Source organism: Bradyrhizobium sp. USDA 376, from assembly GCF_054063675.1.
This window is the reverse complement of sequence record NZ_JBSSGN010000001.1, coordinates 4256044-4272379: the sequence shown is the minus strand read 5'-3', so window position 1 is coordinate 4272379 and position 16336 is coordinate 4256044. Positions and strand designations below refer to the sequence as shown.

Genomic DNA, 16336 nt, shown 5'->3' with positions numbered 1-16336 from the left:
TGCCCTCGGCTCCCTGGCTCACACAGTCCACGGCGCAGCGCGCCCGGCGTCGATCTGATATTTTGCGATGGCCTCGGCCACGACCGCAGGCTTGATCGTCCCTTCATCGGCGAGCGCCTTGAGCGCTGCGACGGCGACGTAATGCCGATCGACCTCGAAGAATTTCCGCAACTTCACGCGGTAGTCGCTGCGGCCGAACCCGTCCGTGCCGAGCACGACATAGCGACGCCCGGCCGCCTGCACGTATTCGCGGATCTGGTCGGGGTAGTTGCGCATGTAGTCGGTGGAGGCCACGACCGGCCCTGGATGTCCCTTGAGCTGCGATTCCACCCAGCTCTCGCGACGGGGCTCGGTCGGATGCAGCAGGTTCCAGCGCTCCGCCGCCATGCCATCGCGGCGTAGCTCGTTGAAGCTGGTTGCGCTCCAGACGTCAGCGGTCACGCCGAAGTCTGCCTTGAGCAAATCGGCGGCAGCGATCACCTCGCGCAGGATCGTGCCCGACCCGACAAGCTGGACGCGGAGGCCCTTCTTCGCGGTCTCGCCTCCGTTCTTCAGGAGATACAGTCCCTTGAGAATCCCCTCCTCCACCCCTTCGCCTGCATCGGCCAGCGCGGGATGCGCATAATTCTCGTTCATCAGGGTGAGGTAGTAGTAGACGTCCTCCTGCGCCTCATACATCCGGCGCATGCCTTCGCGGACGATGGTCACGACTTCATAGGCGAAAGTCGGATCGTAGGAGATGCAGTTCGGGATCGTGGCCGCGAGCACGTGGCTGTGGCCATCCTCGTGCTGCAAGCCTTCGCCGTTCAGCGTGGTGCGGCCGGCCGTGCCGCCGAGCAGGAAGCCGCGTGCCCGCATGTCGCCGGCGAGCCAGGCGAGATCGCCGACGCGCTGCAGGCCGAACATCGAGTAGTAGATGTAGAACGGGATCATCGGCACATTGTTCGTCGAGTAGGACGTCGCCGCGACGATCCAGCTCGACATCGCACCCCCTTCGTTGATGCCTTCCTGGAATACCTGCCCGCTCTTGTCTTCGCGGTAGTACATCAGCTGATCGGCATCCTGCGGCCTGTAGAGCTGGCCGACCGACGAATAGATGCCGAGTTGCCGGAACATGCCCTCCATGCCGAAGGTGCGGGATTCGTCCGGCACGATCGGCACGATGTGCTTGCCGATCACCTTGTCGCGCACAAGCGTACCGAGCAATTGCACGAAGGCCATCGTCGTCGAGATTTCGCGGTCGCCGGTGTTTTCGAGCAGCCGCTGGAACGTCGAGAGCGGCGGAATCTGCAATGACGCGGATTTCCGTCGGCGTTGCGGGAGACTGCCTCCGAGCTTTTCGCGCTGCGCCCGGAGATACTTCATTTCCGGGCTATCTTCCGGCAGCCGGAGGAAAGGCACCTTTGCCAGGTCCGCGTCGGCGACCGGCACCTGGAAGCGATCACGAAAGCCGCGCAGCGCGTCCTGCGTCATCTTCTTCGCCTGATGGGCGATCATCTGGCCTTCGCCGGATTCGCCCATGCCGTAGCCCTTGACGGTTTTCGGCAGAATGACCGTTGGCTGGCCCTTGTGGTTCACGGCCGCGGTGTAGGCGGCGAAGACTTTCTCGGGATCATGGCCGCCGCGCGCGAGCTGCCAGATCTCGTCGTCGCTCATATCAGAGACGAGCTGCTTCGTTTCCTCGTACTTGCCGAAGAAGTGCTCGCGAATGTAGGCGCCGCTCTTGCTCTTGAAGTCCTGGTATTCGCCGTCGACGCATTCTTCCATGAGCCTGAGCAGCAGCCCGCTCTTGTCCTTTTCCAGCAGGCGGTCCCAGCCCGAGCCCCATAGCACCTTGATGACGTTCCAGCCCGCCCCGCGGAATACGCTTTCAAGCTCCTGAACGATCTTGCCGTTGCCACGGACCGGCCCATCGAGCCGCTGCAGGTTGCAATTGATGACGAAGATCAGATTGTCGAGATTCTCGCGGCCGGCGAGCGAGATGGCGCCGAGCGATTCCGGCTCGTCGGTTTCGCCATCACCCATGAAGGCCCAGACCTTGCGGTTGGACGTCTCGGCCAGCTTGCGGTTCTCGAGATATTTCAGGAACCGCGCCTGATAGATCGCCATCAGCGGCCCGAGGCCCATCGACACCGTCGGGAACTGCCAGAAATCCGGCATCAGCCACGGATGCGGATAGCTCGACAAACCCTTGCCGCTCGTCTCCTGCCGGAAGCTGAGAAGTTGCTCCTCGCTCAACCGCCCCTCGAGAAAGGCGCGCGCATAGATGCCGGGCGAACAGTGTCCCTGAACGAAAATCAGATCGCCGCCATGGGCATCGGTCGGCGCGTGCCAGAAATGGCCGAAGCCGATGTCGTAGAGCGTGGCAGCGGACTGGAAGCTCGCGATGTGGCCGCCGAGCTCCGAGCTTTCCTTGTTGGCGCGCAGAATAATCGCCAGCGCATTCCAGCGGATGATGGAGCGAAGCTTGTGCTCGATCGCTCGATCGCCTGGCAGCACCGGTTGCTGATCCGGCGGGATTGTATTGCAATAAGGCGTCGTCAGCGACTGCTCGATCTGGAGGCCGCTACGTCGCGCCGCATCGAGCATCGCATTGACGACGAACTCGGCGCGTTCATTGCCGCGGTGACCGCGGACCGCCGACAGGGCATCGAGCCATTCCCGGGTTTCCTGCGGGTCCTGATCGTGAGCGTCCGCGAGCGTCATTACTTTCTCCCTTGCATGCCAGGCCGAAGTCGAGCGCCAACGTTCATTGCGGCCCGCGTTCGTGCGGACGCGCGCAATGCCGAACGGGCGATATCCCGGTCGCTTAGGTCGTGAGTTGAATGTTGGCTGGCATCTGAACGTCCCCTCGCGCGGTTTATTTTAGAACTGTCGCTTCTTTTGACAGGTCATTAAGCAGCATTCGTGCCAGCCCACGGAAGAATGCGGTATTCCCAGCGATGTCGTTCAATCTGCTTGGTTTTGCCGGATAGCTCATTGTTCCCGCGAGGGCCTCCGGGCCGAATCCGTCTGAAGCTCCGGAAAACCGGCCAGAGCGACCACCCGAAATATCGGATCGCCCTGACGGAAGAGTTCCGAATGCCGGGCGCGATGCCGTCACCCCCGCCCGGCCCGCCGGGACTGAAGCATCCGCACGAGGGCGTGCCCGGTCACCCGAGTGAGAACAACGCGATGACAAATCAGGTTGACGCGCGTCATCGCGATAGCTGAATGTCAGCGACCAAGCGAGACTCCATTGCTGGCACGCGATTGCTTGCGCAAGTCGAGACGTATCCCGCAGTTTGACCGAAACAGCCGGCATGTTCGGCTCTGGCACATCATGGGGATGGATGCATGACGGTGATACTTGATCTCCTGAACGACGATCCGCGCACGACGCAGCGGACAGAAAGGCTGCGCCATCCCGAAAAGGCCAACCGCCCGGACACGCCGCTGCAAAGCAAGCCCGCATGGATCCGCGTGAAAGCCCCCGGCTCCGCCCATTGGACTGAGACGCGGCGTATCGTGCGCGAAAACAAGCTCGTGACCGTCTGCGAGGAAGCCAGCTGCCCCAACATCGGCGAGTGCTGGGCGAAGAAGCACGCGACTTTCATGATCATGGGTGACACCTGCACGCGCGCCTGCGCGTTCTGCAACGTGCGCACCGGCCTGCCCGGCCCACTCGATGCCGACGAGCCCGGCAAGGTCGCCGACGCCGTGGCCAAGCTTGGGCTCGAGCATGTGGTCGTGACCTCGGTCGATCGCGACGACCTCGCCGACGGCGGGGCCGCCCATTTCGCCGCAACCATTGCGGCGATCCGCGCAACGAGCCCGGCGACGTCGATCGAAATCCTGACGCCTGATTTCCAACGCAAGCACGGCGCACTCGAAACCGTCGTTGCGGCGAGGCCGGACGTGTTCAATCACAATCTGGAAACGGTGCCGTCAAAATATCTGACGGTGCGCCCAGGTGCGCGCTATTTCCATTCTGTCCGGCTCCTGCAACGCGTGAAGGAGCTCGACCCGCGCATCTTCACCAAATCGGGAATCATGGTCGGCCTCGGCGAGGACCGCAACGAGGTGCTGCAATTGATGGACGATCTGCGTTCCGCCGACGTCGATTTCCTGACCATCGGCCAGTATCTCCAGCCGACGCGCAAGCACCATGCCGTGATGCGCTTCGTGCCCCCTGACGAATTCGAGGCCTATGAGAAGACCGCCCATGCAAAGGGCTTTCTGATGGTCTCGGCCACGCCGCTGACGCGATCCTCACACCACGCCGGCGACGACTTCCGCAAGCTGCGCGAGCGCCGACGCGTTTAGCTACCTCTGCGGATGAATCGCGCTACGCCACCAACGGACACCCTGCGCAAACCGTCATGTACCGAGTTCATCGGCGCACGGCATCTTGTCGAGGTAAGATTCAGAGCAGAACGCAGTGCGCCGTCCAGGCCCGGTTCTCGACCGAAGAAGCGTTAACAACCATGGCTGCCGACCGCTCGTCGGAATGACGACCGAGAGAGATCCCTAAGCTATTGAAAAGCTTGGTGGGCGCACCAGGGCTCGAACCTGGGACCCGCTGATTAAGAGTTCAAAACCGGCGCCTCTCTACGATTTCTGAATCTGCGCTACACTACGGTGAGGTCGAAGAAGACCTTTTATTTATAGGGACTTGTCGCATAGCTTCGCAGTCCGGCGAACGCAGACCTTCAAACACCTCAGCTCGCCAAAACCGTTTGAAAACCGTTTTAACAGTTCACGTCCCCCCCATGACCGATATTCGCATTGCTCTCAGCGACAAGGCTATCGCTCAGCTACCGTCTCCTGAAGATGGCTGGTATCTGGCTCGCGACACCGAGCTGAAAGGCTTCTTCGTGGTCGTGGGGAAGCGGAAAAGGACCTTCACCGTTCAAGGTGATCTTAGGCAACGAGGAAAGCGGGCCTCATCCATTAGAGTGTCTATTGGAGATGCCAGCGAGTTAACGACCCGAGCGGCCCGCTCGCTTGCCAAGGAATATCTTGCTCAAATCAGCAAGGGAAAGCACCCGAAAGCGAGGCAAGACGGAAACGCCGAACAGGGCAATACCAACCGGGACGAAGCTGTAGCGAGCGTTACCCTGAAGCAGGCTTGGCAACGCTATCTGGAAGCCCACTTGATTCGAAAAGGCCGTAGCAAAAAAACGATAAGCGGCTATCGGGATCACGTCGAGCGTCTCTTTTCCGAATGGCTTGACACCCCTCTGCTCGACCTCGCGAACGATCCCGGTCGCGTCGCCGAAAAGCATGATGAGCTTTCCAAGGAGAACGGTCCCTACATGGCGAATGGCAGCATGCGGACGCTGCGGGCCATTTACAATCATGCTCGGAAGACCAATCGATCGCTGCCGCGCGACAACCCCGCAGATGCAGTCGATTGGAATCAGGAAGAGCGCAGGAACACCGGTATGGGGACCGGCGATTTGAAAGGATGGTTTCTCGAGCTAGCCAATCTAGACAACCCAATCCGGCGCGAATTCCATCTTTTCACATTGCTGTGTGGGTCTAGGCCCACCGCATTGCAGCAGGCTAAGCCCGAACACATCAATTTTCGGCGGCGAACGCTCCACATCCCGACGCCCAAGGGAGGCAGCAAGCGAGCGTTCGACATTCCGCTGTCTCGGGAGATGATCCTGAGCCTCATTCGAGTGCTTCGTTTCGGCAGGCAAATACATCCGTCTCAGGCGCAAGAATGGTTGTTCCCAGCTGAGAGCGCCTCTGGACACCTGGCGGAAACAAAGGAAGATCGAGATATCTTGTCGAAATGGGGCAATGACCTTCGTCAGACATTTCGGACAATTGCCGCCGCTGCTGGCGTTTCCGAATTCGACGCCAAGCTCCTTATGAACCATTCGATCCCTGGTGTGAATGCAGGCTATGTCACTCGACACAAGCTGGTTGAAGACCACCTGCGCAGCCAGCAGCAAGCTATTAGTACGGCTGCGTTTTCTGGTCTCGGTAAGTCGCTCGTAGGACAAGGGCCGTTGTCAGATTGGCTCGGTCACGCGGCAAGCCGACGAGTCGTCAGCCTTTTCCAATTGAAGCCAGCGCCCCTCAGCGAGGAGGAGGAAAGAATTCGGCAAGCAGCCTGATCCAGGCTGCGATCTGATCGAGGCGCCCACTGCGTCCGAACGTAAGCAGCAATAGAAAAGATCAACGAAAACATTGAATCTCGTGCGGGACTGACCACCATTATCGCTATTTGTACATGGGGTTTCGGTGGTCAAACGGTGGTCGAGTGCATCAACCGACTGTTGGAGCCCGCCTGAACAACGGGCGGATATGGACTGAGCATGAGGCCGGGGCGAAGACGGCCGACCTAGCTCGCAAGCACGGGGTCTCCGAAGCGACTAACCGCGGCCGGATGAAAGTTCGGTGGCAGGTCAGATATGATAGTGGATCCGCCGCGCTCACCCATTCAACAAAAACGACGGCTTATCGCACTATTGATTTGCTCTTGTACCACCGTCGATCGGTCGAGGGACATATCCGACCTGCTGAAGCGGGGCGGACACCCATGTGCCTGCAGCAAATGCGTTAGCAGTCACTCCTTGACATCTAGGACCGCAGTCCATCGGTCCAGATGCGGCCGGCGTCGAGTGCAAATCACTGCTCGAGGGCGTTTGCAACTCTCTGGGGCAGACCATTGCCGGGCTAGAAAAGGCTACGCTCCTGCCTTGAAACAGAAAGAGACTCCATCTGCCTATAGGCACAGGCAGAGGGGTTCATTTGGCTCGGGTGCGAAACCCTTAAAAGGCGCCGATCGGCTCAAAAATTGCCGGCGACGAGATCGTAAGAGCCCCTGGTACCGCGAACGTACACCTTGGCTGCGGCGGCGCATATCAAGTCCCGATTGGAATCGAACGCGTGGAGAAGGCTCGACTCGTCGTAGCAGGTATCGGGTTGAATTCGCTTCAGCGCTTCTTCTTCGATAAAAAACGATGCCTCAATGGCGCTATCGTGTCCCCAGAATCGCACGGCACGCCGCGTGCGGTCGTATGAACGGCTATGGTTTGGAAACTCGATCATGTGGCCGGGGCAGATCCGTTGTGGAAAGGGGACTTCCTTGCCTTGCCAGCTCGACGCTATTTGCCTTTTGGACGGCCGATCTGCGACCGCCCTTACGAGCGACGGTGCCAAACCTGGCGCTGGATGAGCGTTGAGGTCCCGCAAACTCTTAGATGGCTACGTGGAAAGCGAACTACAATCCCGTTCGCCCCGGTCACAGCAAATAGTTTCTGCCTGACCTCGCTATTCCGCGGACGGGCACCATATCTTGAATATCACCGCGTGCTTCCCGGCTGTTATCGGTGACTGAGAGCATCGTGCTCCCGCCGCGACCAAAAGGCGGTCAATATGTCAAACATCTCAAAATTCGGACTGCGCGAGTGGCTGGTGCCGCCGGTCGTTCTGCCGATCTTCTTCGCGTTTGTGATCGCTGGTGCGGTGCTCATTCAATGGTAGCCGCCCGCGGGCCGCAGCGGCGCAACTCTCTGAAATCATGAAATTGCATCTCAACGGATAAAGGGATGCGGCAGCGAGACAGGAACCAGGGCGTGCCGATCATCGGTGCGCACCCACAGCAGCCGTGAGTCTCAATGACGTTCGGTCCATCACGCATTCCAGCCTTCGTTCTCGTCGTAGAAGACGAGATGGTGCTCCGCAGGCGCGCAGTTGGCATGGTGGAAGACGCCGGCTACACGCCGTTGGAAGCGCTGGATACCGACGAAGCCCTCGCAATCCTGAGCTCCAGATCCGACATCGCGCTCGTTTGCGCCGACATCCAGCTGCCGGGCAGCATGGACGGCATAGGCCTTGCGCACACCGTGCGTAGACGGTGGCCGGCAATCGACGTCATCCTGATGTCCGAGAAATTGAACCCGCCGAGCATCGATCTTCCCCCTTGCAGCGAGTTCTATGGTAAGCCGCTCCAGGCTTGGCAGATCAAAGCTGGTATTCGTAGGATGATCGGCCACGCCCGAGGCGCGTGAGAGGACCCAGCATGGTCCGGCTCTCCGCGTCAAGCGGCCAGCGAGCAAGCTCTCACCTCTCGTCGATCGGCGGTACCATGGCGATCTTCCTCGTCCGGCATATCACGACATATCGGTACCGGCGCGCGGTCAGGCTCGGCCGACATCAATTGATGGCACGCCCGCGCGATAGTTTCGACCAGCGACTGATTGATTTCTCGCTCAATGTGACGCCCGAGCCTTCTGAGGTGAGGTGGCTGCACGATGTCTTCGGGAATTGCGTTGCGCAGGTCGAGTTTGGCTGTGACAGCGACAATTTGCGATTCGAGTGTGTCATCAAGGTCGACCACACGCCGGAGAATGCGCCCGACTTCAGAATTGAGGACCACGCGAAGGACCATCCGTTTGCGTATCAGGCGGAGGAGGCGCCCGACCTGGCACCCTATGTTCAGAGATGGTTCTCAGACCCGGAAGACCATCTCGGCAGGTGGCTGGACACGTTTCTCGTGCGCGGGCCCAGACGTCCTACCGGACAGGTCCTGATGACCCTCAATGAAGCAATCTCGGATGGCTTCGCCTACGACCGCCGCACGGCGCCAGGAACGCAAAGTCCTTCTACGACACTCGAACGCAGGAAGGGCACCTGCCGGGATTTTGCCGTCTTGATGATTGAAGCTGCACGAAGCCTGGGCTTCGCCGCACGCTTTATCACCGGCTATATCTACGTACCGGATCGCGATGGTCCTGTCTGGCTGGGCGGGGGAGCCACCCATGCCTGGTGCCAGATCTACGTCCCCGGCTCCGGCTGGGTCGAGTTCGATCCGACCAATGGAATCGTCGGAAACCGCGATCTGATCCGCGTGGCGGTGGCCAGAGTCCCAAGCCAGGCCATTCCCCTGTTCGGCACTTATTGGGGAGCTCGTGAGGACGAGCTTGGGATGGATGTGGACGTGAACGTCAAAACAGCGTCGGCTCTGTCGTAATGTCGCTCATTGAAGAGGCAGGAACACGCCCCCCGCCAGCGCGTTGGAACTTCCGAACGCCACGCTGTGTCGGCGGCAATTTGTCGACTTTGGAGGACGCCGAGTGAAGATCCGGGTCGGCTATGAGATGATCTACGACTTTCCGCAGCCCACACCCATGATCATGGTCCTGGGCGTTCATTTCTCTCGGGCATCGGACGTCGTCGTGCCCGATTATCTGACCACCACGCCCTCCGTTGCGATCGTCCCCTATCGTGACGGCTTCGGTAACTGGTGCAGCCGCATCGTTGCTCCAGCCGGTCGAATGCGCCTGGCGGCTGACGGGATGGTTCGCGACACCGGCTTGCCGGACGTCGTTGTGCCCTCGGCTACCCAACACGCGGTCGAGGACTTGCCGGCAGAGACGATCGTGTATCTGCTCGGCAGCCGCTATTGCGAAACCGATCATCTGTCCGATGTCGCGTGGAAACTTTTCGAGAAGGTCTCGCCCGGATGGGCCCGTGTTCAGGCGATCTGTGATTTCGTTCACAATCACATTGAATTCGGCTATGAGCATGCGCATGCAACCAAGACGGCCCGGGACGTCTTCAACGAGCGCAAGGGCGTGTGCCGGGACTTCGCGCATCTGGCCGTTACGTTCTGTCGCTGCATGAACATTCCCGCCAGATACTGCACCGGCTATCTCGGCGACATCGGCATGCCTCCCCCCTACGCCCCTGGAGACTTCGCGGGATGGTTCGAAGCCTATATCGGCGGGCGTTGGTACACATTCGATCCACGCAACAACGTCCCCCGGATTGGACGTGTTCTGATTGCTCAAGGACGTGACGCTGCCGACGTGCCGATTAGCCAGACATTTGGCCCTAACACCTTGGTCAGCTTCAAGGTGTGGACCGACGAGATCCATTCCTGAGCACAGGATGAAGTGAGTCTGAGCCCTGAATCGCTCCAGAGAAATGATCCCGGACTAGCGAATCGACTTGACCGTACGAAAGCGAGCTGAGCTTCTGTCGGAACGAATGTCGGTGGCGCAACTTGGTAAGGACGACCGGATGCAAACGCCCCCCAAAGCATCCGAGGAAATGACGGCCTCATTGCGCCCCCACGCTCTGGGGCCGTCGCTTGGGACGGTCCCTCTAGTCGCGCTCTCTCAGCACAGGCTTCTCGTGCAGCACCGCACTCAACAACGAGTTGTGGACCTCGATGTGGCCATTATAGCTAATGAGCCCCAATCTTCGAAATTTGTTCATGAAATAGCTGACCCGCGATCGCGTGGTCCCGATCATCTCAGCCAGTGTCTCCTGATTAATGCTCGCGCTGATCGGCTGCGGACTGCCTTCCTTGCCGAAATTCGCGAGCAGCAACAGCAGGCGAGCCAGCCTCCGTTCGCTGGAATTGAATAGCTGGTCGATCAGGTCCTCCTCGATCCGGCTGTTTCGGGTCAACAGATACGAAATGAACAGCTGGGAGAATTTCGGCTCTTCACGGATAGCCGACATCATCGCTTCTTTGGTTATCGACGTGATGACGCAATCTTCCATCGCCGTTGTCGTCGCGATCCGCAGAGGATGACCATTCATGCATCCCTCGCCGAAGAACTGACCGGGCTCGAGAATGGCGACGACTGCCTCCTTGCCCTGCTCCGAAACGACCGTCAGCTTGACCTTGCCGCTTTGAATGTAGAACACCGAGTCAGCAGCGTCGCCCTGCTGAAACACATGCTGGTTCTTGCGAAACGTCAGAATGGCTTTGCCGGCGCCCACCTTGCCGAGAAAATGTTGGGGATCGAACGTGTCCTTGGACGGCTTCGCCACGCGTGGACTCCTTTGAATCGACCAAACTTGTTCGCTTCGATCGGCTGCCAGGGAACGGCTTTCTTGACCAAGCGACGAACGGTTGCTCCTTGCCGGCCAGACCTTGCGGCAGCGGCCCTATTGGGCAGAATTTACTCCCTGATTGTTCGCAATTCTAGGGAAGAGCCACTTTCCAAAGGGCGCGGCTCATTGCGCGCCCATCAGCAGGCATTCTCGGGCGAAGCGACGGTCGCCCTGCGCGTGGCACGACTTTACGATGGAGCATGGAAGTATGCCGACCCGGCGGCACGACGCGCTGGTCAATATAGCTCACCATGGAGTTAGGCAGCGCCCGAACTCCTTGCGGGCCCTGCTTTGCACCCCCTCGCTATTCGACGCTTCCATACCCATATCCTGTGTGTCTGATCGGACCATCGGGCCAATTGAGTGCAACGCCCCGCGACAGGCTGCCGGCCTGAATAGGTCGCCGACAACAGGAGGATTCCATGCCACTTGCGCGCTTTCGAATCGATGAAGGACCGCACACGATGGACGGGCTCCGACTCATTGCACGGGATGGCAACAAGCAGGTCGAGGCATTCATGAGCCGGAAGGTGATGGACGTCTGGGCGGAATCCGTCGAGCATCTTGGAGGACGTCAAAGTCTTTTCCGAGATCAATACAATGCGCTTGGCAGACTGAACCTCCCCGCACTCCAACGGATTGTGCGCGCGAAATACGAGCGAGGTGCCGCGTTCAACCGCCAACATCCCTTCGTGGAGGTCCTGTTCTCTGACATTTCCGAAAGTGGCGAGACCTTGGATCTAAGTGAACTGGTTCGAGAAGCATTGCCCCCGGCATTTCATAGGCTGACCTAATATCCTGAAGGCAGGCAGCGACCGAAGCGTATGCTTCCGGCTCGCCGGCTTCAGCACATTTACTTGCGAGTGAGCAATATTGACCAGCAAGGCGCCAAGCCAGGTTTCAATATGACTTCCGTAGCTCTCGGTGAAGGAAAGTCAGCGCGCCGCCTGGCCATGGTCGATGTCATGTCGTCACTTCTGCGCAAGCGAACAGACAAACAAATCGGCTACAGCGTCTCGCAGCTCGTTCAACTGCGCCATCAGATGCTCCGGTTTGCTCGGTCGCTCCCCCCAGGACCTGACCGAAATCAGCGGCGGCAAATCGCGTCTTCCTTGCGAAGCCTTGCCAGACGCAAGCGGTGAACCGGCTGTCCCTGATGACGAAGTCAAGCATTGCAAGACAAGATAAAGTTGGGGGCCGCCGGCTCGTTGCCAGCCGTGCCAGGCGCGGTTCGACAAGCGGGCGATGCGCCTTACATCGGACGAGGAACGTACGGAGCGCAAGCGTCGACGGACAAGAGGCCCGAATCTCGCCCCGGGGGGCTCGACCGCTTCGACCGGCCGAGGAAAAGGAGTGGTTCAGATGATGGTGCCAGTGAAAACCGAGGAGTTACCTGCGGGCGTGTTCGTGCTGGAGATCGATGGCCAGCCGATCTTAGCGCTCATGGCTGCCACGCTTTTCCAGGCCAGAGAACTCGGCCAGGAGCAATGGCTCCTAGAGGACTTGAAGCGAATGACGCTCGGACACAGACCGCTTTGGGATGGGACGTCTCCGATTAGGGTGCGTCGCGCCGATCCAGCAGAAGAAGTGTATTACGTCGACGCGAAGACGGAGAGAGCTGCGGACGACTCGCCTTTGGTCTATCTGGTTCGGCGCGACGATGAAGCGGATGCAAGTGGAGCCGTCACTCGTGGCACATTTCCGCCCAGGAGATGATTTCGAGATGGCGTGGGGTCTCGTCGGTCAAGCGACATTGGGCGCGCCATGACAATGGCTGAGACGTCATCAGTGTGAACAGCAGTCAACTACAGCATCCCAGATGCACCGCCTCGAGATCGAAGATGTGACTTTCGGACGCGGAGTGGATCGACAGTTCGCAGGACGCGCGTCGCCAGTCGCGGGCTCTGATCTCGCCAGATCATTCCATTGAAGCGCGGCCAGCTTCCCGCTGGAACTGTCCCGGCGTTGGGGCCGTTCGAGATTGCATCAGATGGCTCGAGCGATATCCGGCAGCTGGTCATCTACACGGGTAGGAAATCATGATGTTCCTGATGGTTCTGATCTGGGCGACGCAGAACCGAGACGCTGCCCTGGAGCCAAAGCTCGACGAGTGCTCCTGGCCAGGGCCGCATTGCGCTTAGCAAAGATAGAAAACTGCACGATGATGCGTAAGGGAGGCTTTATGGCAAATGTAACCGAACGGAATAACGTTCACGTTCGTGGCGCGGGCGACCGGGCGATGGTCTTCGCCCACGGCTTCGGGTGCGATCAGAACATGTGGCGGTTCGTGGCTCCGGCGTTTGAAAGGGACTTCAGGACGGTTCTATTCGACCACGTCGGCGCCGGCCGATCCGATCTGTCGGCCTATGACTGGGCCAAGTATTCAACCTTATCCGGTTACGCCGACGACGTGGTCGAAATCGGCGCCGAGCTAGGTTTGAAGGATTGCGTCTTCGTCGGGCATTCCGTCAGCAGCATGATCGGCGTGCTGGCGGCGCGACAAGCGCCAGGCATGTTCGGCAAGCTCGTGCTCATCGGCCCTTCAGCCCGCTACATCGACGACGAAGGATATGTTGGCGGGTTCAGTGCCGAGCAGATCGGTGAATTGCTCGCGCTTCTCGAATCCAACCACATGGGTTGGTCAACACAGATTGCGCCGATGATCATGGGCAATCCCGACCGCCCGGAACTCGGTCAGGAGCTCACGAACAGCTTCTGCCGCACGGACCCCGATATTGCCAAAGCGTTCGCCCGTGTGACTTTCACCTCCGACAACCGCAAGGATCTCGCGGAAGTTTCCGTTCCAGTCCTCGTCCTCCAATGCAAGGAGGACATCATCGCCTCCCAGGAGGTCGGCGATTTCGTTGCCCGTAGTATCCCCGGCGGTCGAATGATCGTCCTGAACGCGACCGGGCATTGCCCGAACCTCAGTGCGCCCGACGAGGTCATCGCGGCGATTCGAGCCTTCGTCTCGTGAGCGTCTCCGGTCCAGACTTCGAGGACATGGTCAACAACGCCCCGTGCGGGTACGTCACCCTGCACCCGAACGGCCGCATTGAGCATGTCAACCCGACCTTGCTGGCGTGGAGCGGGCACCCGGCAGACCAGATGGTCGGCAAGCGTTTCACCGATTTCCTGACCATGCCAGGCCGCATCTACTACGAAACTCATATCGCGCCGCTGCTGCGGATGCAGGGCTTCTTCAACGAATTCGCTATCGACATGGTGACCGCTGCCGGTGAGCCGCTCCACATGATCGCCAACGCGAACGAGCGCCGCGATGCGGATGGAAAGCTGCTGCTGATCCGTCTTGCGTTGATCAAGGCGACCGACCGACGGCGCTACGAACAGGAGCTCCTCGCCGGCCGAGAATTGGCCATTGCTGCCGAAAGGGCGACGCAAGAAGTGCTGCTGCTCGAGCACGAAACCTCCGAACTGCGGGAACAGTTCATCGCCGTACTTGGTCACGATCTTCGCAATCCTCTCGCCTCCATCAGCGCCGGCGCGAGACTTCTCGGCCGTACCGTGCAGAATGAGAAGGAGCAGCAGATCGTCGCCATGATGCAGACGACGGTCATGCGCATGGCCTCGATGATCGACAACGTCCTCGACTTTGCACGCGGTCGTCTGGGCGGCGGCATTACCCTGGAATACGATGCGAAAGGACCGCTGGAGCCCGTCCTTGCCCAGGTGATCGACGAACTGAGGCTGGCTTCGCCCGGTCGCGTCATCGAATTCGAGTTTGCCGTCGACGGGCCGGTAAACTGCGATCGCATCCGCATCGGCCAGCTCCTTTCCAACCTGCTCGGCAACGCCGTGACGCATGGCACGGCCAACAAGCCCATCACCGTTCACGCCGAGACGCGAAATGGATTGTTCGAGCTCTGGGTCGCCAATGCCGGTGAGGCTATTCCGCAAACGGTGATGGACAAGCTGTTCGAACCGTTCTTCCGCGGCAAGGCCCGTGCGAGCAAGCAAGGGCTTGGACTTGGGCTGTACATCGCCTCGCAGATCGCAAAGGCGCATGGGGGCGCATTGACCGTCGCATCGACACCCGCGGAGACCCGCTTTAGTTTCTCAATGCCGCTGGCGTAACATGCATGCTGCAATGGCCGCCTTTCGACGGCGCGGTCCTCAATCTTCTCCCAAGAGCGACACCGGACTAGCCTTCGAGGACGTGGCCCAAAGCTCTTAGCGGACGCACGCGATCGCTGACGATCTTGAGGATGGCCAGCATCGGAACAGCCAGGATCGCGCCAGGCACGCCCCACATCCAGAACCAGAACACCAGCGACAGGATGACCAGCACCGGGTTCAGCGTGAAGCGTCGGGCAAGCAACATGGGCGTCAGGGTTTCGCCTTCGGCGAGGTGGATGCAGAAGTAGAGGGCCGGCGGCAGCAAGGCCCACCACAAGCTGTCGAAGCTCAACATTCCGGCCAGCAGGAAGATGACGGTGCCTAACAGTGGGCCCAGAATTGGAACGTAGTTGAGCAGGAAGGCCGCGGCTCCCCACAACAGCGGGTCTCCAAGCCCGCAGAAATACATCGCAACCGCCGTTGCAATTCCCACTGCAGCATTCATGGTGGTGATTGTAAGCAGATAGGCAGATATGTCCGCTTCGATCTGCTGGGAGATGTCCACCGCCTGCCTCTTGTCGCGAAAACTTGGGAGGACCTCGACGATACGTCGCAGAAAAACGTCGCCTGCGACCAGGAGAAAGTAGAGCACCAGAACCGTGGTAAAAAGGCCGTCGATGACAGCCCGCGTTCCAGCGAAGAGCGCGCCGGTCAGGCCGAGATCGCTGCGGACCGAAACGATGGCTCCTTTCTTCTCGGGAGCGTCGGCGACGTGCTCGGCCTGCTGGATGACTTTCTGCAGCGCTTCGATCGGGCGCTTTAGAACGACCAAGTGAGTTTCGAGGCGAGGCAGGCCCTCCGGCAATTTCTCCGCCCAGGTCGCGGCAGGTAGCGACAAGGCTGCCACAAACCCCACGAGCGCTCCCACCACCACCAGGATCGCCAAGAGCGCTCCGATGGCACGGGGGAGACCTATACGCTCGAGCAGATGCACGACGGGGTGCAGAATGAGCTGCAGCACGAAGGCGAGCACCACGGGCAATATGATCGAGCTTGCCACATGCATGGCTGCCAGCACGGCCAGTGTTAGCAGACTACCGAGAAAGAACGTCTGCGGGCTGGACGGCAGCGGCATTTCGATATCGTCGGCCGCCTGCGGTGGCGAGGCAGCCGGTTCCGGTACGCCGACATTCTGCCCCGGGGACCAGGGGGGCTCATGCGGCAACTTTGACAGCGAGACCACGACGCTTTTCTCCATCCCGATCAAGGGGCCTGCCCCAACCCGCTGAGTCAGCTTCGCACCGGTCGGAAGGGCGCGATGCGGCTGCAGGAGCCTCTAGCCGGATAAGCAGTCGGTCCGGCTGGACGGTTCGGCCGCGGCGGGCCTCTTCGCCAACTGAAGAATGAGAAC

13 protein-coding genes are annotated in these 16336 nt (G+C 60.0%); 9 read left to right on the top strand and 4 right to left on the bottom strand.

Annotation, left to right across the window (positions count from 1 at the left end; all coding sequences use genetic code 11):
- Positions 1-18: 18 nt before the first annotated feature.
- The gene (aceE, locus tag ACVJ19_RS20025) at positions 19-2706 is read right to left on the bottom strand and encodes a pyruvate dehydrogenase (acetyl-transferring), homodimeric type (protein ID WP_453950693.1); all 2688 of its coding nucleotides are present in this window, start codon (positions 2704-2706) and stop codon (positions 19-21) included.
- 630 nt (positions 2707-3336) lie between these two features.
- On the opposite strand from aceE, the gene lipA reads away from it, so the two are divergent.
- Both lipA and ACVJ19_RS20015 read left to right on the top strand, forming a co-directional pair.
- Positions 3337-4305 (top strand): lipoyl synthase, encoded by a 969-nt coding sequence (gene lipA, locus ACVJ19_RS20020; protein ID WP_453950692.1) that lies wholly within the window; start codon positions 3337-3339, stop codon positions 4303-4305.
- 446 nt (positions 4306-4751) lie between these two features.
- The gene (locus ACVJ19_RS20015; RefSeq protein WP_018642513.1) at positions 4752-6110 is read left to right on the top strand and encodes a tyrosine-type recombinase/integrase; all 1359 of its coding nucleotides are present in this window, start codon (positions 4752-4754) and stop codon (positions 6108-6110) included.
- A gap of 676 nt (positions 6111-6786) precedes the next feature.
- On the opposite strand, the gene ACVJ19_RS20010 is transcribed toward ACVJ19_RS20015, so the two are convergent.
- Positions 6787-7047, bottom strand: a complete 261-nt coding sequence (locus ACVJ19_RS20010; RefSeq protein WP_028170268.1) for a DUF1488 family protein — start codon at positions 7045-7047, stop codon at positions 6787-6789.
- A 569-nt stretch (positions 7048-7616) separates the two neighbouring features.
- On the opposite strand from ACVJ19_RS20010, the gene ACVJ19_RS20005 reads away from it, so the two are divergent.
- The 3 genes from ACVJ19_RS20005 (at position 7617) to ACVJ19_RS19995 (ending at position 9884) form a co-directional block, all read left to right on the top strand.
- The gene (locus ACVJ19_RS20005; protein ID WP_074448630.1) at positions 7617-8009 is read left to right on the top strand and encodes a response regulator; all 393 of its coding nucleotides are present in this window, start codon (positions 7617-7619) and stop codon (positions 8007-8009) included.
- A 77-nt stretch (positions 8010-8086) separates the two neighbouring features.
- Complete coding sequence (locus tag ACVJ19_RS20000; protein ID WP_211434227.1) at positions 8087-8971, top strand: transglutaminase family protein; 885 nt, start codon at positions 8087-8089, stop codon at positions 8969-8971.
- A gap of 103 nt (positions 8972-9074) precedes the next feature.
- Complete coding sequence (locus ACVJ19_RS19995) at positions 9075-9884, top strand: transglutaminase-like domain-containing protein (RefSeq protein ID WP_212065511.1); 810 nt, start codon at positions 9075-9077, stop codon at positions 9882-9884.
- Between the two features lie 223 nt (positions 9885-10107).
- Here the strand turns inward: ACVJ19_RS19995 and ACVJ19_RS19990 are convergent, their stop codons facing one another.
- Positions 10108-10785 carry a Crp/Fnr family transcriptional regulator gene (locus tag ACVJ19_RS19990; RefSeq protein ID WP_018642507.1) on the bottom strand — a complete coding sequence of 226 codons (678 nt, stop codon included), beginning with the start codon at positions 10783-10785 and terminating at the stop codon, positions 10108-10110.
- Positions 10786-11270: 485 nt separating this feature from the next.
- Between ACVJ19_RS19990 and ACVJ19_RS19985 the strand changes: the two genes are divergently transcribed.
- The 4 genes from ACVJ19_RS19985 to ACVJ19_RS19970 all read left to right on the top strand — a co-directional run bounded on the left by ACVJ19_RS19985 (position 11271) and on the right by ACVJ19_RS19970 (position 14943).
- Positions 11271-11642: a hypothetical protein gene (locus ACVJ19_RS19985; RefSeq protein ID WP_014493191.1), complete on the top strand. Its 372-nt coding sequence runs from the start codon at positions 11271-11273 to the stop codon at positions 11640-11642.
- 568 nt (positions 11643-12210) lie between these two features.
- Positions 12211-12564, top strand: coding sequence for a hypothetical protein (locus tag ACVJ19_RS19980; RefSeq protein ID WP_018642505.1), 354 nt, complete (start codon positions 12211-12213; stop codon positions 12562-12564).
- A 466-nt stretch (positions 12565-13030) separates the two neighbouring features.
- Positions 13031-13825 carry an alpha/beta fold hydrolase gene (locus tag ACVJ19_RS19975; protein WP_453950691.1) on the top strand — a complete coding sequence of 265 codons (795 nt, stop codon included), beginning with the start codon at positions 13031-13033 and terminating at the stop codon, positions 13823-13825.
- Between the two features lie 26 nt (positions 13826-13851).
- Positions 13852-14943 (top strand): PAS domain-containing sensor histidine kinase, encoded by a 1092-nt coding sequence (locus ACVJ19_RS19970; RefSeq protein ID WP_041953572.1) that lies wholly within the window; start codon positions 13852-13854, stop codon positions 14941-14943.
- A 67-nt stretch (positions 14944-15010) separates the two neighbouring features.
- Here the strand turns inward: ACVJ19_RS19970 and ACVJ19_RS19965 are convergent, their stop codons facing one another.
- Positions 15011-16183 (bottom strand): AI-2E family transporter, encoded by a 1173-nt coding sequence (locus ACVJ19_RS19965; RefSeq protein ID WP_453955166.1) that lies wholly within the window; start codon positions 16181-16183, stop codon positions 15011-15013.
- Positions 16184-16336 lie beyond the last annotated feature (153 nt).